19 protein-coding genes and 2 pseudogenes are annotated in these 18,643 nt (G+C 34.5%); 17 read left to right on the top strand and 4 right to left on the bottom strand.

Annotation, left to right across the window (positions count from 1 at the left end):
* Positions 1-2: 2 nt before the first annotated feature.
* Positions 3-413 carry an Lrp/AsnC family transcriptional regulator gene (locus AC1VNJ_RS09080; protein ID WP_482640660.1) on the bottom strand — a complete coding sequence of 137 codons (411 nt, stop codon included), beginning with the start codon at positions 411-413 and terminating at the stop codon, positions 3-5.
* 137 nt (positions 414-550) lie between these two features.
* Here AC1VNJ_RS09080 and AC1VNJ_RS09075 point away from each other — a divergent pair, with 137 nt between their 5' ends.
* The 7 genes and pseudogenes from AC1VNJ_RS09075 to AC1VNJ_RS09045 all read left to right on the top strand — a co-directional run.
* Positions 551-1,135: a DJ-1/PfpI family protein gene (locus AC1VNJ_RS09075; protein WP_033580067.1), complete on the top strand. Its 585-nt coding sequence runs from the start codon at positions 551-553 to the stop codon at positions 1,133-1,135.
* A 239-nt stretch (positions 1,136-1,374) separates the two neighbouring features.
* On the top strand, positions 1,375-1,602 hold the full coding sequence (locus AC1VNJ_RS09070) for a helix-turn-helix transcriptional regulator (protein WP_028414839.1): 228 nt from the start codon (positions 1,375-1,377) through the stop codon (positions 1,600-1,602).
* 1 nt (position 1,603) lies between these two features.
* Positions 1,604-1,954 carry a DUF2178 domain-containing protein gene (locus tag AC1VNJ_RS09065; RefSeq protein WP_154992211.1) on the top strand — a complete coding sequence of 117 codons (351 nt, stop codon included), beginning with the start codon at positions 1,604-1,606 and terminating at the stop codon, positions 1,952-1,954.
* A gap of 1,016 nt (positions 1,955-2,970) precedes the next feature.
* Positions 2,971-3,522, top strand: coding sequence for an SF0329 family protein (locus AC1VNJ_RS09060; protein ID WP_482640659.1), 552 nt, complete (start codon positions 2,971-2,973; stop codon positions 3,520-3,522).
* A gap of 19 nt (positions 3,523-3,541) precedes the next feature.
* Positions 3,542-4,168, top strand: a complete 627-nt coding sequence (locus tag AC1VNJ_RS09055) for a hypothetical protein (RefSeq protein WP_028414836.1) — start codon at positions 3,542-3,544, stop codon at positions 4,166-4,168.
* 114 nt (positions 4,169-4,282) lie between these two features.
* Positions 4,283-4,474 (top strand): annotated as a pseudogene (locus AC1VNJ_RS09050) (tautomerase family protein); the annotation flags it as partial.
* A 66-nt stretch (positions 4,475-4,540) separates the two neighbouring features.
* A pseudogene (locus AC1VNJ_RS09045) lies at positions 4,541-4,711 on the top strand (carboxymuconolactone decarboxylase family protein); the annotation flags it as partial.
* A gap of 85 nt (positions 4,712-4,796) precedes the next feature.
* Here the strand turns inward: AC1VNJ_RS09045 and lepB are convergent.
* Positions 4,797-5,351, bottom strand: coding sequence for a signal peptidase I (gene lepB / locus AC1VNJ_RS09040; RefSeq protein WP_028414835.1), 555 nt, complete (start codon positions 5,349-5,351; stop codon positions 4,797-4,799).
* 404 nt (positions 5,352-5,755) lie between these two features.
* A complete protein-coding gene (locus AC1VNJ_RS09035; RefSeq protein ID WP_051418592.1) occupies positions 5,756-6,094 on the bottom strand; it encodes a DUF2834 domain-containing protein in 339 nt (112 codons plus the stop codon).
* A 139-nt stretch (positions 6,095-6,233) separates the two neighbouring features.
* On the opposite strand from AC1VNJ_RS09035, the gene AC1VNJ_RS09030 reads away from it, so the two are divergent.
* The 4 genes from AC1VNJ_RS09030 (at position 6,234) to AC1VNJ_RS09015 (ending at position 9,664) form a co-directional block, all read left to right on the top strand.
* Positions 6,234-6,773 (top strand): TetR/AcrR family transcriptional regulator, encoded by a 540-nt coding sequence (locus AC1VNJ_RS09030; protein WP_028414833.1) that lies wholly within the window; start codon positions 6,234-6,236, stop codon positions 6,771-6,773.
* Positions 6,774-7,447: 674 nt separating this feature from the next.
* Positions 7,448-7,657: a hypothetical protein gene (locus tag AC1VNJ_RS09025; protein WP_028414832.1), complete on the top strand. Its 210-nt coding sequence runs from the start codon at positions 7,448-7,450 to the stop codon at positions 7,655-7,657.
* A gap of 409 nt (positions 7,658-8,066) precedes the next feature.
* Positions 8,067-9,245 (top strand): DUF418 domain-containing protein, encoded by a 1,179-nt coding sequence (locus AC1VNJ_RS09020; protein ID WP_028414831.1) that lies wholly within the window; start codon positions 8,067-8,069, stop codon positions 9,243-9,245.
* A 131-nt stretch (positions 9,246-9,376) separates the two neighbouring features.
* A complete protein-coding gene (locus AC1VNJ_RS09015; protein WP_028414830.1) occupies positions 9,377-9,664 on the top strand; it encodes a hypothetical protein in 288 nt (95 codons plus the stop codon).
* A gap of 117 nt (positions 9,665-9,781) precedes the next feature.
* On the opposite strand, the gene AC1VNJ_RS09010 is transcribed toward AC1VNJ_RS09015, so the two are convergent.
* Complete coding sequence (locus AC1VNJ_RS09010) at positions 9,782-10,156, bottom strand: DUF5412 family protein (protein ID WP_047750155.1); 375 nt, start codon at positions 10,154-10,156, stop codon at positions 9,782-9,784.
* A 1,116-nt stretch (positions 10,157-11,272) separates the two neighbouring features.
* On the opposite strand from AC1VNJ_RS09010, the gene AC1VNJ_RS09005 reads away from it, so the two are divergent.
* From AC1VNJ_RS09005 to AC1VNJ_RS08980, 6 genes are all read left to right on the top strand, one after another.
* The gene (locus AC1VNJ_RS09005) at positions 11,273-12,670 is read left to right on the top strand and encodes a glycoside-pentoside-hexuronide (GPH):cation symporter (RefSeq protein WP_028414827.1); all 1,398 of its coding nucleotides are present in this window, start codon (positions 11,273-11,275) and stop codon (positions 12,668-12,670) included.
* 163 nt (positions 12,671-12,833) lie between these two features.
* On the top strand, positions 12,834-13,514 hold the full coding sequence (locus AC1VNJ_RS09000; RefSeq protein ID WP_028414826.1) for a transaldolase family protein: 681 nt from the start codon (positions 12,834-12,836) through the stop codon (positions 13,512-13,514).
* A gap of 87 nt (positions 13,515-13,601) precedes the next feature.
* Positions 13,602-14,273 (top strand): DUF4867 family protein, encoded by a 672-nt coding sequence (locus AC1VNJ_RS08995; RefSeq protein ID WP_154989974.1) that lies wholly within the window; start codon positions 13,602-13,604, stop codon positions 14,271-14,273.
* Positions 14,274-14,329: 56 nt separating this feature from the next.
* Positions 14,330-16,369: an alpha-glucosidase gene (locus AC1VNJ_RS08990; protein ID WP_482640658.1), complete on the top strand. Its 2,040-nt coding sequence runs from the start codon at positions 14,330-14,332 to the stop codon at positions 16,367-16,369.
* 113 nt (positions 16,370-16,482) lie between these two features.
* The gene (gene sftI / locus AC1VNJ_RS08985) at positions 16,483-17,823 is read left to right on the top strand and encodes a sulfoquinovose isomerase (RefSeq protein ID WP_098626296.1); all 1,341 of its coding nucleotides are present in this window, start codon (positions 16,483-16,485) and stop codon (positions 17,821-17,823) included.
* Positions 17,824-17,907: 84 nt separating this feature from the next.
* On the top strand, positions 17,908-18,642 hold the full coding sequence (locus tag AC1VNJ_RS08980; protein ID WP_014458890.1) for a GntR family transcriptional regulator: 735 nt from the start codon (positions 17,908-17,910) through the stop codon (positions 18,640-18,642).
* The last annotated feature ends 1 nt before the right edge of the window (position 18,643 follow it).

Below are 18,643 nucleotides of genomic sequence, written 5' to 3'. Positions count from 1 at the left end.
AATTACATATTCGTATGTGATGATAAAACGATGTTTGTTGAAGGTGTACCAAACTCCATAGCTTTATCAATAAATTCTTCTAAAGTATGTACGGACTCTGCACATATTTTTGCTATGTAACTTATTTTTCCTGCCACACGATAACATTCCATTACATCAGGATGAACGCTACAAAACGCGGCAAGATCCTTACATTTTGTCGTTTCAAATAAAACAAACGCAGTTATGTTTCTATTCAATTTTTCTGCATCAACAATTGTTTTATAGCCTTTTATAATCCCGTTTTCCTCTAACCTTCTCACTCGTTCAATGGTAGAAGGAGAAGATAAGTAAACTTTTTGAGCTAATTCTTTCATTGAAATCTTAGCATTTGCCTGCAGTTCATGAAGTATTTTTCTATCTATTACGTCCATTTTATCGTCAACCTTTTTTTATTAATTATTATCAAGTAATTACCTAATTTAGTAAAGCTATCTTTAGAAATAACCTAATTATTTGTATATAACATTGCATAAATATTTCATAAAATTTACTGAAAGGAGATGATTTTATGAAGAAAATATTATTACTTTTAGCAAATGGATTTGAAGCTGTAGAAGCAAGCGTTTTTACAGATGTGTTTGGATGGAATAAATTTGAGGGAGACGGCACGACTGAACTAATAACAGCGGGCTTACATCCAAAACTAACATGTACATGGAATTTTACTGTAATTCCAGAAATGCTAGTATCAGATATTAATGTAAAAGAATTTGATGCGCTTGCTATACCAGGTGGCTTTGAAGAAGCAAATTTTTACGAAGATGCTTACGATGAGAGATTCTTGCAGGTTATTCGAGAATTTCACTCAGCAGGGAAACCTATAGCCAGTGTCTGTGTTGCCGCTCTTTCACTTGGAAAAAGTGGAATTCTTGAAGGTAAAAAAGCTACTACCTATAATCACCCTAAAAGTATAAGAAGGGCACAGTTAAAAGAATTTGGTGTACTTGTTCAAGATGATTATATTGTCGTAGACCACAATATAATTACTTCCTCAAACCCCAGCACCGGGTTTGATGTGGCCTTTTTACTATTAGAAAAATTAACTTCTTTAGAGAATGTTCAACAGGTGAAAAACTTAATGGGATTTAACTAATCAACAAATATTGTTTTTAGCGAAGAAACGAAAATGAACCGTTTTTAAACAGTAAAAGGAAATGAGTACTTTATTTTTTGATGTTGAAATAGAAAAAGAGTTAGACTCCTCGCTAAGAGTCTAACTCTTTTTATTTCCCTAAATTGTATAATAATATTTATCTTTTGTATAAGTTTACTTTACCTTTATCAAAGTTTGTTGTATTATATAGTTGTGGTCAAAAAAGGAAGGTGATTACATTGAAAGAAAAAAATGGTGACTACGTTGAAAATAAAGTGTATGAGCACCGAGTTTTAAACAGGATGTCTCAAAAAGAATTGGCTGATGCAGTTGGAGTATCTAAACAAACTATATATGTGATGGAGAAGAATAATTATTCGCCTTCTCTTGTTTTAGCTTTTCGAATAGCTGATTTCTTTAACGTAGATGTGAACGATATTTTTAGTTATGTGAAAGGAAGGGATTAAAATGATAACTGACAAAATAGAAAATGCCATTTTTACTCCTTTGAGAACCTGGACAGAACAATCGAATAGTAACTGGAATATGTTGATTTGTATTGGATTTATATCTCTTATAGTAGGAGCGGTTTTAATATATGTTTTTCAAAAGAAAATGGGCATGAGTGTGTCTGACGAAAGAACAAGTCAAATCGGTTTAAAAAGTGCCCTCGTTGTACTGTGTGGAGTCATTTTGTGCGACTTGATTTTCCCAAAAGAATATATGTGGCAAATTTTCTTCTTATTTAAATATTCCATTGCATTCATTGCTTCAGGTATATATCTTGCTGTTCGATATAAAAGGGATTTTTTAAACTAGAGAATGACGCAGATTTACCAGCAGTAAAAAAGCCATAGAAGGCTATACATTTCTTTGGCTTTAGTGTTTTAACTATAATTTTCTTACAACAACCTTATTAACTTCATGACAATCCTACTCTTATTTTTATGGTCGTCTTTAAACGAATAAGATTGATACATTTCTATAGACCAACCATCATTCATTCTCTTTCTTTAGTGCTCAACATTTCAGACATTCAATTATAGTAGACCATCGGTTACGCTTTATAAAATGAAATAGATGATGATCAATAACTAAATCATATTTATCATTAAATTTATAGTTAACTATATTCTCTACCTAGACGAGTGTGTCTCTACAGGAAAATATAGTGTTTACCGGAAAAGTATACTATAATTCATAGTAAAACAGATTCTATATTAAATTTCTCGTGAAAGCTGCCTTATCTGACAAACCGAGGCGGCTTTTACGTTTTTTATTTAAAAGGAGTATGACTATGAACAAGTATGATGAAATAGATTTTGAAAAGATCGCGCTTCACATGCAGAAGCAAGTGGAAGCAGACCCAAACAACGTACAGCTAAGAAAGGATGGGGTGATGGAAATAAGAGCATAAAAAAAGCTATTTCAATCGTATTGGCATCGGAGTGAAATAGCTTTTTCTATTTTACATTCAAGAGTTTGTTAGTTCATATGAAGATCCTTATATGTGAAGTATATCACAAACTATTTTTGTTGTGAAGGTAGCAAACGAAATTTGTATGACAAATTTTAAGGTACAAGAAGCAATCTCATTATTTGCGAGAGGCTGCTTCTTTATTGCGTTGATGGGGTTTGAATATTCGGTTTAGCATAACTCGTACGCAGATAGAAAAGAGTGCTTGACTTAGAAGAGAAAGAGCAGCAAGAAATAGATCTTGATAAGGTATATGGATATGCTGAATACATTAGGAAAAACAAATATCTTATATAATATAATGTTTCTATAAGCTGAAGCGTATAGTTTTAGGAAAGAATAGGGGTACAAGGATAGTATGAAATGGACAAAAGTAAAGAAAGATATGGGGAATTTAATCTGTGGTAAATTGAAGCATAGATTGAGTATTCATCTAACTAAATATAACGTTTCTCGTGGAGAGCAGACGCGTATTTGGATTACTTTAGATAAAAAGGAAGTTTTTAATGCTTCTTCAGCAGAATATTTAATGGAACATGATAACCTCTGGGAGGAAGTGAAGAGAAAAACAAGCAAACCTTTTCCCGAGTGTTTATATGAATGTTTCCCAGAATTCATTGGCCAGGTAGATGATATGGACTACACTGCAAGGATTCTAGAATATAGAGGTATTTTTAACGTTGATCATGTTTATGACGCCTTCATCCAGTATCCTCAGCTATCTATTGCTCGAGCACTAAATTCTGAGAACGTTATTTCTCAAGCTCTTGCTTTAGTAGATAGAAGGTTAGGGAAAAGGAGGCTAGAAGATTTAAAATATGATTCTCATGTCCCCCCCTTAATCATGCAATTTTATGAACTAAGGTGCGAGGTTGATAACATCCCGCCGTTCAAACATACGCCCAGTTAATAAAAAAGGAGGCTAAACTGTGAAGCCCACAAATTTCTTCATTAAAGATATCCAAGAATTTCAATCCACTAATAAAAATTTAAAAAGTATCTTTAACACAAATAAGGAATTGCCTGACCAAGTATTTAACCAAAGGTGTGATTATTATTTATTTGAAGAGTTCTATTGGGTGATGTGTGATGATTTTTGGCCTACCGTACAATATTTAACAAAAATCTTTAGTGAAAAGGAAGTTACAGTTGCGGTTTTAGATCCACACCCCACAAACTATTTTTATAAAGAGTTTGGCTATTTTAATTACTTGAAGCTTCCTACTTCTTTATCAAGTGAAGAGTATAGGAATGCCTTAGAAATTGGACCGGAGGATTACCCTGCGGATGCCCCTTACTATAATTCAGAGAAGGTGGTATGGTTTTCTTCTTCTAAGCAGTGGGCGATATGGGGAGAAAGGAGCTTAGATATATGTGTCATAGGTTTTAATGAATCTGTTTTGTTAGACCATTTAATGACATCACCATCTAAATGGTCGTATTTAAATGAAGATGTTGAAGATTTAATTGGCTTAAATTTTAGAAATATGAAGCTTCCTCAAGACTTTAAAGACAGCTTATCAAAAAACTATGCTCATGATAGAGATAGTGGATGAGTATTATATTAATCTGTAAAAGGGACAAAGCTCTCTATAACTGCAAAAAAATTCTTTGCCCTGGAAGCAAAGGATTTTTTTATAGATAAATTCATTACGTTCAATAAGTTTCCTTCTATTACATGTGGGCAGGGGAGAACTATCGAGCAGAAAAAGAAGCTACATCAGTCCATTGCAGAGGGACTTCACACTGACTTAGACCTTTCTACAAACAATATCTTTATTACAGTAAACGAAACAACCCTTGAAAACTGGTCATTTGGGCAAGGAATCGCACAAATGGTTAATCAAAAGGAGGCACAATAAATATGAATAACGGTATTAATTCTAAGCTGCTGAACGACATGAGAGATCTTGCTCCTAACTTTGTGACTTTCTGCTTTAATCAGTATTGGCAACACTGAACAAATGTCTTTTCATCTGCAGCTGGCAAAAAAGAATGGAATGACTGAAAAAGAAATTATTGCACTAATAACTCATATGGCTTTTTACGTGGGGTGGCCAAAAGCAGCTGCAGTACTGAATATAGTAGCGGAGAAATAATAAAGGTAAAGCACATAAATATCGTTATTTTTTAGTTTGTATTTAATAGAAAAAGCTCCCTTTAATAAGGGAGCTTTTAAAGACTTTATTTAATCCATTGAAATTCTTTTAAAGGCCAATAAGCTAATTTTGCTTTTCCTACGATTTTGTCTACGGAGATTGTTCCTACTTGAGGTGATCTGCTATCTAAGCTATACATTCTATTATCTCCCATGACAAACAATTGACCTTCTGGAACTGTTTTGCTGCCTGTAAAATCCTCAAGTTTAAAATCCTCAGTTAACGGGCCTGTTACTATTTCTTTTTTGTATTGATCCAAATAAGGCTCTTCATATTTTTTTCCGTTTATATATAGCGTGTCATTGCGATATTCTATATGATCACCCGGTAAACCAATTACTCTTTTAATATAGTCTTTTTCCTTTGTAGCGTGAAAAACGATAATATCAAATCTTTTTATATTATCTGGGTTATTTTTACCCATTTCATTAAGAATAATATGTTCACTATCTTTTAAAGTAGGCATCATCGATTCGCCGTCTACTACTATAGGCGTAAATATGTACTCTCTCACCACAAAAGCCAGGATACAAGCAATAATGATGGATTTGATCCACGAAAAAATCTCTTTCTGTTTCAATTTAAAACTCCTCTACAACCGTAATACATGTTTAAGAGTATAACACAATATATAGAAATAAACCTTTAATTTAACAATTAAAGGTTTACTTAGATGATTTTTTAACAAGTTCAATAAACTTCATTGCATGATTTTGATCCTGCTTTATTATCTTTACTTTTTGGGGATCTAAAAGAATCTTTTTTATTTTATTATCTTTCCAAATGATAGTGTTATAAGATGGAACCTTATATAAATCTCTAAACCACTCCTCGAAGGAAGAAACACGTACAGCAAAGATGCTCGCAAAGGCTATTAAAGTTGTACTAGAGGAAACAGCTGATTAATACTTAATTAGATAAAAAGAAAGCCTTGTTTTATTTTGCAAAAGGCTTTCTTTTTGCAATACAAAGTCTTTTAATCTGCTAAATGCGTTTGCGCAGCAACAGATACAAAAGGGGACCGAACGAGCCAATTATTAGCGTGACTAGTGCCCATGGCCAAAAAGAACGGTTTGTCTTTTTGGCATCATGCCACATCCATACAAGCACTAGAATTAGTGCTATCAATAAATCAAAGAATATTTGCATAGAAGCATAGTTGTTAAATGCCTGAGAAAAAATACCAAGAAAGCCATAATGATATACGGCCAAACCTGTTAAAACAGAAAAAGATACTAATACTAAAATAAGTAATGCTTTTGGTATTCGATCATTTCTAGAAAGTGTGTTGCTGTCCATTGCTTTGTGGTTTTTACTTATCAATTCAATCATCCCCCTTTCTTAAAATGTAGCACTCATTACATTTTTTATCAACAAAAAAATGAATGGGAATAATGCAAAGCAACTAAGTTTCCTTCATAATTGTATCTATACGACAGAAAAAGACAGTAAGGAGCTTTATATGAAAAAAGGTGAAAAGAAAAAACAAGAAATTATAGAAAAAACGGCTGACTATATTTTATTAAATGGTCTGCAGGCCTCCAGTTTGCGAAATCTTGCGAAAGCAGCGGAAACCAGCGATAGAATGCTACTTCATTATTTTAATGACAAAGAGGAATTATTTACGGTTGTGCTATCCTTTATTTCTCAAAAGCTTATTTACATGCTTCACAATACAGAAATGGAGAAGCATTCATTTCAGACGCTAGTTCCCCATTTGTATAACATGATGAGAGATCCTGAAGTTCGTCCATACATTAAGCTGTGGCTTGAATTAGTTGCGGTTGCATCAAAAGAAGGGGACCCATTTCATTCTGTAGCAAAGGAAATCTGCGACAGCTTTTATCAGTTCTACCTAGATATCATTAAGGTAGACGAAGGAGAGGATAAAGAACAAGTAGCAGCACTAGCTCTTGTTACAATTGAAGGAATAGCTCTCTTAGATGCAGTAGGTGACGATGCTCGTATTACAAAAGCGATTGCGGCAATTAATAAGGGTTGATCTGCAATAAGCGGAAAATAGAACCCTCTCTATTTTTTGAGTGATAGGTTAGGAACATCAAACTCTAAAAGCAAGGGAGTAAGATAGATGTAACTACTTCTCCTAGAGAACTGTACAGAAGGCCATAGCAGTAGAAATGGTGGGGGTTCTCAAAATAAGAGCATAAAAAAAGCTATTTCAATCGTATTGGCATCGGAGTGAAATAGCTTTTTCTACTTTACATTCAAGAGTTTGTTAGTTCATGTGAACATCCTTACATGTGAAGTATATCACAAACTATTTTTGTTGTGAAGATGAAAAACGAAATTTGTATGACAAATTTTATTGCGTTGAGAGATTTTGAATGGGTTATTTAGCGTGGCCCTTACGCAGAGGCTATTTTAGAACAGCTGAGCATCTTAATAAAAATTGACGTCACCTCTCAATACCTCAAAAAAACCTGCTTCTTTTAAAGGAACCTTTCAACTTCTACAGATAAACAAACACTAGTTTATCAGGTATATTGTTAAGAGAAGTTTTAAGTGGTAAGTTTGTGTTCACTATATTTGGTATAATAAGCATTTTTGGATGGCTACTCATGTACAGGAAATATAGATAACAGTAGCTCTGCCGATAAACAACCTTTTTAAAGAAAGCCATCTTATCGATAAAAATGATAAAAAGGAGGGACTCCAATGAAATTTGACGTACCTGAATTAGTTGAAGCAAAACGTCAAATTGATTCAACTTTACATAAACTCAGACAGACAGTAAAAACGTTTGAAGCTAAAGAAAATGCCGATAGATATAAATCTCAAATAACCTTAGCTAAAAGAAGGATACAAGCATTCGAACTTTCAGTAGCTCTTATTGAAAGGGAGATAAACGAACTTTCTAAAAGCTAGATGCCAGCTTTTAGAATATGAATTACAAAACGTTGGAAAACGCTATATCGCAGTAAAAGCATTTTAATTTATCTTCAATTGTCGCTTAGAGTGGAATATCAGAAAGAAAGAAACCTTAAAAATACTAGGGTTTCTTTTTTTGTAATTAGTACTCTGCGTAAGCCAGTATATCTTTTGGATTTTGGCTAAACCTGTTTCCAAAGCAGGCAGCCTTCGCACTTCTCAAAACGTATCTACGCTCTCTTTATTGCACTAAAAATAATTCATTCATTCATTTAAAAATAAGGGTTGAAGGTGACGCGACGTAATCTAATATAGTTGAACTATGACATATCAAGAAGGAGAGTAACGAAAATAAACAATCCTTTTTAGAAATGTATTCGGAACGTTATTAGAATGAAAGTAAAGGATGGGGGCATGGGAAGTGGAGAATAAAAAACGAATTCGCTCTTTAGATATATTAAGAGGACTAGCGATTCTGGGAACATTAGGAACAAATATTTGGCTGTTTGCCTATCTGGGAGATATAAATTATATATTTACTTTTAACCATAATCAATGGTGGTTATCAGGAGATGACTTTTTAAGAATCCTTTTTCTGTCCTTAATTAACGGAAAATTACTTGGCCTCTTAGCTATTATGTTTGGTGTTGGTTTAGAACTGAAATATCAGCAATCAAAACGATTAAATCAGACTTGGCCGGGAAGGTACATATGGCTGTCTTTACTTTTATTAATGGAAGGGCTTTTGCACTTTATTTTTGTCTTAGAGTACGACATTTTAATGTCTTATGCAGTAACTGCCATTGTCGTATCGTTTATCGTAAAAATGCGAAAGAGAATGATACGAATAGCAATGATTAGTGCAGCAGCGATTCATCTTTTCTTTATAGTACTTGTGTTCTTAGGTGTGCTAACTAACTCAATAGGAGATGAGCTAGTTGCTGTTCCAAAAGAAGTGGTGCACCTTTATCAACATGGATCATGGATGAATCAAATTCAGTATCGACTTTTTCATTTTTGGGAGCTGCGCACAGAAGCAATTTTCGTCATTCCATTTAATATATGTATGTTTTTAATTGGTGTTTTACTAGTGAGAATAGGGGCTTTTGACAATAACTCCAATGGTATTAATATCAGAAAGAGGATGATGAAGACAGGACTTTTAGTTGGGCTACCTCTAAACCTATTATTATTTGTTCCTGGAGGATACTTTGATTTTCCAGTAAGGTATGTGTTTGCCCCTATTTTATCGATTGGATACATGGGAGCTATTAGTTTCCTAATTGAAAAATTTCAGGCCTTTTCATTATGGAGAGTTTTAGAAAAAGTAGGTAAGATGTCTTTAAGTTGCTACGTGTTACAGAATGTTTTAAGCTCAATTTTATTTTATGGATGGGGCCTTGGATTGGGTGGACACCCTCGTTCATTCTTCGTCATTTTTGTTTGGGTATTAATCTGTTTGTTTCAAATGTTATTTGCTACTTTGTGGCTTCGTTATTTTAAAATGGGTCCTATGGAATCAGCGCGTAAACGCTTAGCCAATTTAACTATAAGGAAAAATATAAAGAAAGATCTTAAAATGTAAGTCAGCTTCTTTTGGATGAATATCAAACATGTTATAAGAAGCAAAATTTTCACATAGAATGTTATGTTAAAGTGATATTAGATATTGGGTATTTTAACCAATTAATAGTCCGTAGAGGAGAATTAAAGAAAATGGCTAACTTCTTCTTAATACTTATCGGCTTCTTTATTATCATTGCAAATATCGTTGGATTTATCTCCTACCAAAAAAAGAAAAGTCTATACGCTGCTGCTTTCACAATATTGATACTGGCGGCTTTATTTGGGGCAATAGGCGGTATATTAGCACTGTTGATCATTAGAGACGCTTTTGCCATATTTTATGGTTTACAAGTTGGATACTATTTACTTATAAATAGCGCAATTGTTCTGTTAATGGCAGTTATAGTCACAGTTATAAAACAATATAACAATAAATAAAAAATTTGCTTAGTAAGACTTATACTTCATAAATTTGTAGTTACCATAATCACCCTATAAGTAGTTAAACAACAAAAAGCTCTTTCATAAGAGCTTTTTGTTGTTTAAGAGTAGAATTTAATTATCTACATCATTAGCATCAAACGTATCTTTTGTAACGTTCAATATATGACCACTAATGTTAACTGTTTTGTTATTTACCCATTTAACTTTGGCTGTTTCCTGAGGGTAATTCCAATAGATGTTTTTCTTTTTATTAAAAACTTTATTTGTATAAGTCACTTCTCCTCTAATAGCAAAAGGTGTAGTCGCTCCACCACTCGAACGATAAATCTTTACTATGTAATCACCGTTAGGAGATGTACTTTGAGAAATATATTCTCCCTTTGGAGCAAATCGTAGATAACTAGGCGCAAAAAGAAACCACCAAACAAATCCTATAACTAGAAGAGAGCTTAATGCAGTCAAACACACTATATATCGTTTTTTCAATTTCTAACCTCTATTCAGATGGACTCAATTATAATTTTGTTCCTATCTGATTATATATCAGAATTGAGTTAAAAAATCATGAGTATCATATACAAAATCAGTTTACATAATACCTGTTTCAATAATCAAAACAGCCTTTAGATTGGCAAATCTAAAGGCTATTAGTATATCTAGATATTTAATATTCCTTGTATGTAACAGTTACATTCTTATAATCATTAGGGCTTATTGGGTCGAATAGATAGTGGATTTTTAATTTGTTATGATTCATCCATTCTAATTTGTAGTTATCCTCGTAAAACATTCTGTAACCATCATCACCACGAATATCCACAAGTTTTTTTGATAATAATTTAAATTTCAACAGTTGATAGACCTCACTATGACGCGTTTCTTTAACCACAAAAGCTTCATTCCTGCTAGGAGAATAAAAAGTAGTGTATGCAGTATCACTATCTATAAGCAGCCACCAGCAAAAATTACTTACTATGAGAAAGGTCGAACATATAACAGTAAAGGTTTTTAAAGTTTTATCTTTTAGTTTATACATAATAATCGTGGTAACGGATAATAAGATTACGGTATTTATAATAAGGTCAATAGTGTCTTGAGAAAAGTTGGTGCCTTGCACGTAAATGCCATTCAAATTTAGAACAAGCATTATAATTTTCAGTAGAATACTTAATACACAAATGAATAACGTTATAACAAAATTTCTTCCCAAATTGATTTTACCTCTTTTAATTTTTAAATTCCTTTTCATCCCATTTTATCATAATTATTCTCTGGAAAGATCTTTATATCCTATATAAAACTAGTGCACATAACCATTCTTTCCGGCACACAACCCAAAGGGATAGCTATAGATTTATTATTATTATTCATCCTTTTGTAAATAAAATAAAAAAAACACTTGATAATTTGTATGCGTTTTCATATTATAAATAAAAAGGTAGTAACTTTTTTTAAAAACATTGTGATGTTATGAAAGAGGGGTGATTTTAGTATCAATTTAGAGGAGGTTATAAGTTTGGAAGTGTATCAAAATTGTAATCTCCTATGTGATGCATCTTTAATGTGAAGTCTTAAAAAGTGTTAATCAAAGGGGGAGAACTTATGGAACAGCCATTGGTTCAAAATGTAGAACATTCAATTAATACGCCTAAGAAACTAAGACTTAAAGAGAAGGTTGCTTATGGATTGGGAGATGTAGGAAATAACTTTATGTTAGACTTGGGTCAAATTTATTTGCTGAAGTTTTATACCGACGCGTTAGGCTTGCCTTCTGCAACAGCAGGTTTAGTATTTTTAATTACGAAAATATGGGATGCGTTCGCTGATATTACAGTAGGTACTTGGATTGATAACCGTAAGAAGATAGGCCCTAAAGGCAAATTTAGACCATTCTTTCTCTATGCTGCAATACCGCTTGCTTTGATAACGATAGTCAGCTTTACTAATCCTGATTTTTCAATAACCGGAAAGATTATATGGGCATATGTAACGTATATGGCATTTGGAACGATTTATAGCATTTCAAATATTCCTTATGGATCAATGGTACCTGCGATGACAAAAGATCCTGTTGAACGAGCAGAAATGGCATCATTTAGACAAGCAGGCTCAAATTTAGGTCTTCTTATTACAACTGTAGGGTTTATGCCGATTGTCTTAATGTTTAACAATCAATCTACTGGTTATTTAGTGGCTGTATCTATTTTTGCATTTTTGGGCGTTTTATTACAAGTCTATTGTTATGCCAATGTAAAAGAAAGATATGTGTATGAAAAACCCCAAAACACAAATGTAAAGCTGACTGACAGCTATAAAGGTCTTTTTAAGAATACGCCTTTACTCATTCTTTGTTTAGTTAATTTGTTTACCTTTTCAGCTTTTAACGTCAAGCTTGCTGTACAAGTCTATTTTTGTCAGTACGTTTTAAAAAATGTAGCAATCGTTCCTTATATGGGCTTTTTTAGTATCGGCTGTGTATTTATCGGCGTAGCAATGGTTCCTTTCATGGTTAAAAAAATTGGAAAGAAATCTACGTACATATTAGGGTGCGCGATTTGGGCTGTAGGAGATATTTTAGCTTATGTTTTTGCAGATAACGCAGTGATTTTTATTACATTAGCTTGCTTTGCTTTCTTCGGAAGCTCATTTGTAAACAGTTTGAACTGGGCATTAGTTTCTGATGCTGTAGAGTATGGCGAATGGAAGACTGGAAATCGATCTGAAGGTGTTGTGTATTCTTTCTTTACGTTCTTCCGTAAACTTTCTCAAGCGCTTGCAGGCTTTATTCCTGGCGTTGTGTTAGGAGTTGTGGGTTACGTTCCAAACGCGGTGCAAAGTGCAAATGTACTGGAGGGAATCAGAGGGTTAATGTTTATTTATCCAAGTGCATTAGCCATTGCAACGATTATTGTCATGTTTTTCTTTTATAAACTTTCAGATGAAAAATACAATAAAATCGTAGCCGATCTTGCTAAAAGTAAAAATAGAATACCAATGTAAGATGATAGGTAAAATGGACGAAATACAAAATTAATTTAATAATCTAGCAAAAAGTACTTGAAATATTGATGGCGTTTTCATATTATAAATACAAAGGTTATTACAAATTATACAAAGGTCATTATCTTTTAGGGGTAATAGTCACTTAACTGGAGGTATAAAGATGAAGTATTTTTTAGATAGTGCAATTTTAGAGGAAATTCGTTACGCGTATGAAAACTGGGCAATTGATGGAGTTACAACAAACCCTCGCCACATTATGAACAGCGGTAAACCATTTTTAACGGTTCTAGATGAATTTGCAAGTGAATTTAAAGGAGTCGAAAACTTCCCAATTTCAGTGGAAATCAATCCTCATTTAGATAATGCTAGAGATATGGTAGAAGAAGGGACAAAGATTGCTAAATTATCGTCAAACTTTGTTATTAAAATTCCATGCACAGAGCCTGGCTTAATTGCAGCAAAGGAATTTGAAAAAGAAGGTATTTCTACTAACGTCACTCTTGTCTTCTCGCCATCACAAGCACTTCAGCCTGCAAGAATTGGAGCTAAATTTGTATCTCCATTTGTCGGCTGGAAAGAAAATAGCGGGGACGATACAACTCAATACATTCAGGATATTGTGAATATCTATAAAAACTACGATTACAACACAGAAATCATTGTTGCTGCTTTACGTAATGGTAAACAAATTGTAGATGCGGCAAAAGCTGGTGCGCATATTGTGACTTGCGGATTTGATGTATATAAAGAAAGCTTCCAGCATGCGTTCACAGACTATGGTTTAAACAAATTCCGCAACGCTTGGGATAATACAGTCACAGAAGCTCCTGTCTTAAAATAAACATATGTATTTTATAAAAGGCGCCTCTTAGAATCTTATTATCTTCTTGGAGGGGCTTTTTATATAGCAAAAGGAGAGAAGAAAACGTTGAGCAGCTTTCAATACATGAAAGACTTAAATAAACATGTACCTTTTTATCATATAGAGGACAGCAAATTTAAGCCTTATGGAAAGGTAATTAATGAATACGATTTCAGTGAACTAGAAACATATATGGATAGTTTAACTATTCCTCAAGATCAGAATGTATACGTAGCATCCGTCACGGAGATGGAAAATACCATTATTAAAGATCAGCTTCAAGAAGCTTTTTATGGTGAGATGCCTATTCAAATTGGATATTGTAATGGTCCTAATTCAACTTTGAATGGTCTTGAGTATCATAAAAGCAGTGAAATTAACATCGCTATAACGGATATGGTTCTTTTATTAGGTAAGGTACAGGGAGTTGAAAATAACTTTTTTAATTCAAGTGATGTAATCGCTTTCTTCGTACCTAAGGGAGCAGCAATTGAATTGTATGGTACGACATTACATTTTGCTCCTTGTAAGGTCAATAACGAAGGGTTTAAAACAGTCGTCATTTTACCTAAAGGAACAAATGATCCGTTATCAACTAATATTCAAAAAAGAACAAAAGAAGATGAGTTATTGTTTATGAAAAATAAATGGTTAATTGCTCATCCTGAAAGAGAGCAATTAATCAATAAAGGCGCACACCCAGGTATAAAAGGAGAAAATATTAAAGTTTATCAATAGAGCGCATGAATGTTAGATAAAAGACTAAGCTCTATTAATTGATGGGAGAGATAAAAATGTCAGGTACCTTAAACGTAACTAAAGGAGTCAATGTGGAGATCTTACAAGATGGATTTGAAGTTGCTCTTAACGGTGTAGTTCTACTTCAGCATACAATACAAAAGCCAATGCTGTTTGTTGGTTATGGAGAAGAAACGATTGAAATGTATCGAGGGAACTTTGATATTAAAGATTATGTGACTGAACGTACAGCTCTTCGCTACGCGAATGTTGAAGAAGTAGAAGGGGCTTATAAAATTGATTTCTCCAGCTTTAACAATGGAGATACTATGCTGTCTCTTATAGTTAAGGAAGAAGAGAATCGTCTAAAAGTAGAATACCAAAAACACGATGCGAACATTAACCGCTTTTGGTTACGAGTAGCTGCAGATAAACAAGAGAAAGTATATGGATGCGGAGAACAACTTTCTCATTTTAATATGAGAGGAAAAAACTTTCCTTTATGGACATCTGAGCCGGGCGTAGGAAGAAACAAACAAACATATGTAACATGGCAAGCTGATGTAGTTGATAGAGCTGGAGGAGATTACTATAATACCAACTTTCCTCAGCCTACATATGTATCTAGTAAAAAGTACTATTGTCACGTAGAAACAACGGCATACGCGGACTTTGATTTTCGTAATGAGACGTTCCATGAACTGCAGGTTTGGGAAGTACCTGAATATATGCTGTTTGAAACGGCGGATACGTACCTTGAATTAGTTGAAAAAATTACGGGTTTATTCGGAAGACAGCCCGAGCTACCAGACTGGGTATATAACGGCGTGGTTTTAGGTATTCAAGGCGGTACAGATGTTGTTGAACAAAAATTAGAAAAAGTTTTAGCGAAAGGTATGAAGGTATCTGGAGTATGGTGCCAAGATTGGCAGGGCAAACGTATTACTTCTTTCGGCAAACGTTTAATGTGGAATTGGAAATGGAACGAGAGTGAATATCCGGAGTTAGATAAAAAAATTGCAGAGTGGAAAGAAAATGATATTCGTTTTCTAGGTTACATTAATCCATATGTAGCCATTGAAGGTGATTTATATAAGGAAGCTGAAGATAAAGGGTACTTAGCATTAAATACGGAAGGAAATACGTATTTAGTGGATTTCGGTGAATTTTATTGCGGAGTTGTTGATTTTACTAACGAAGAGGCTACCGAATGGTATAAACAAGTTATTAAAGAGAACATGATTGATTTTGGATTAGACGGATGGATGGCCGACTTTGGCGAATACTTACCAACTGACGTTGTGCTCAAAAATGGAGTCGACGCTAAGATTATGCATAATGCTTGGCCGACAATGTGGGCAAAAGCGAACTATGAAGCGGTATCAGAAGCAGGGAAACTTGGTGAAATTGTATACTTTATGCGCGCCGGATATACGGGCATACAAAAATACTGTACGCTTCTTTGGGGCGGAGATCAAAGCGTAGATTGGTCGCTGGATGATGGTTTAGCTTCCGTTATTCCTGCAGCTTTATCATCAGGAATGAGTGGCTGTGGCTTACACCATAGTGATATTGGCGGGTACACAAGTCTACATGGTAATAAACGTTCAAAAGAGCTGCTGATGAGATGGGCAGAAATGGGAGCCTTCACGCCTATGATGAGAACACATGAAGGAAATCGTCCGGATGATTGTTTCCAGTTTGACGGTGATGAGGAGACACTAGAGCATTTAGCAAGAATGTCTAATGTTTATGTAACGATGGCACCTTATATTAGATCACTTGTAGAAGAAAATGCGCGACGTGGAATTCCTGTTCAGCGACCTTTGTTTATGCACTATGAAGAAGACGAAAAAACATATGATATTCAATATCAATATTTATTTGGTGAAGATGTACTTGTTGCGCCGGTTCATCAAGAAAACCAAACAGAGTGGGAAGTATATTTACCAGAAGATCAGTGGGTCCATGTATGGAGCGGTGAAGAGCACACAGGAGGATCGGTTACTGTTCAAGCGCCATTAGGTTATCCACCTGTATTTTACCGTAAAAAATCTATATGGAGTGAGTTGTTTTCTAAACTACTTCACATTTAATTTAAGAGCTATTTATATAAGAAATGTAGTCAAACGGAAAATAGTGTTGATAAAGGTAATGATGTATTTTAAAATGGTTATAACAAATAGTTTTACGACAAGGGGAACTCTATATGCAAAATACAACAGTTTTATATGTGCCTATAGGTAGAAAAACATTTGATATTGAAGCGGCTGAAATGTATCGTCAAAAAAGTATGGAGTGGCTGAACGGCAACTGCAGTACTCTTATCGCGCCGGAGCAAATTATAACTTCAGTTGAAGAATTACAGGGATTTCTTGATTCAATTAAAGGGGATAAGATTGATACCGTTCTATATCAAAGCGTTACGTTTGCCGACGGTGAATTTATGGTTAAGATATTGGAGTATTTTAAACAGCCTGTAATTGTTTGGTCCGTACGTGAGCCAAGTGTAGGGGGACGTTTACGTTTAAACTCGTTAACAGGCGGAAATAGCACCAGTAATGTACTGCGTAATCATCAGCATCCGTTTGCGTTTGTATTTGGAAATCCAGATGAGAAAGCCTTGCAGGATCGTCTATTAAGACAAATTAACGTTATGCGCGTGCTAAAAGCATTAAATGAATTAAAAATTGGGGTAGTGGGAGATTATCCGCCGGGATTCTTCTTTTCACAAGCCAACGAAGAAGAATTAAAAAGCGCACTTGGCGTAACGCTTCATAAGATGGATTTACAAGAAGCGTTTAAAGAGTGCGTAAAGCTTCCAGAACACGAATGGATAGGTGAAGTTGAGCGGGCAGAAAAGCAGGTGATTGGTCTGAATCGAAACGATGAAACCGTTGCTAAATTTGCTCAATTTTCCACATATATTAAAAAGCACATTCAACGTGAAGAGCTAGATGCACTAGCTATGCGATGTTGGCCCGATTTCTTTAATGATTTAGGAGCTGCTCCGTGCTCAACTTTATCTCAGTTTACGGAAGACGGAATGGTGACATCCTGTGAGTCAGATATTCACGGATCAATCTCCATGTTTATCCTGCGTGAGTTAGCAGGTGGAAATGCGCCTTACCTGGGAGATTTAGTTCACATAGACGAAGAAAAAAACTCAGTTGTTTTTTGGCATTGCGGTGCAGGAGCATATTCGCTCGCGAATCCTTCTACTGGAGCAACAGCAGGGGTACATCCTAACAGAAAAATTGGTTTTGCGATGGATTTTGGATTAAAAGCAGGAGAAGTAACGATCTTCAGGGTAAGTCATACGCCTGACGGGTATCGCCTTCTAGTGATGAAAGGAGATGCCTTAGATGTAGAGCAGCCTTTTACAGGTACGTCTGTAGAAGTGGAACTGGCGACAAATGCATCAGACACACTTTATGAACTTATGCACGCGGGGTACGAACCTCATTTTGCACTAGTGTATGGTGATGTGACAGAACACCTAATTGAACTAGGACGTATGCTTAATCTAGAAACAAAGGTCTATATCTAAGAAAAACGTACTTCTCTGCTACAGTAAAAGTTAGCCAATACTATATAATAATACCAAACGCTAACTTAAAAGGAGTTGGAGAACATGAAAGATACAATCGGTTCTAATAAAAATATCGCGCTTTATCTTCAAGTAAAAGATGTCTTAATTAAACGTATACAAGAAAAAGTTTGGAAGCCGAATACGTTAATTCCAACAGAACAAGAATTAATGCAAGAATTTGATGTAAGCCGTACTACCTTAAGACAAGCTATTTCTATGTTAGTACAGGACGGGCTGCTGGAAAAAAAACAAGGCAGAGGAACAATTGTAAAACCTCAGCCTCTTATCGGCGGCAGCTTAGGCAAGCTTAAAGGACTAGCAGAAGAAGTAGCAGAAAAAGGATTAACACCAAATTCAAAACTCATTCGCACTGATTTTAAAAAAGATTTATATTATGAAACTTCCATGCTGGAATTGGACGCTGGAGAAGAGGTTTTAGTTATTGAACGAATTCGTTTTGCCGATGAAGTGCCTATTGCTATTGAACGTTCTTGCTGGCCTACGCATATTGGGAAAATACTAGTTGAACAAGATTTAAATCGTGCAAAATTTTACGAAGTGCTAGAAGAGAATGAAATCTTCTTGAAACGAGCTAAAGAGAAGATATCTGCGATTAATGCAACAATTTATGAAGCCGATCTGTTAGGCATACGAGGCGGAGAAGCTTTACTTGAAATGACACGAGTAAGTTACGGTTTTGATGATAAGCCACTCGAATTTACGGTAACAAAATATCGCAGTGATAAATATCATTACAATATTGAGCTTACAAGATAAA

It is taken from the genome of Priestia sp. 3CA3 (assembly GCF_056836725.1).
The sequence above is the reverse complement of the archived record's forward strand: the minus strand, read 5'-3'. Positions and strand labels throughout refer to the sequence as shown.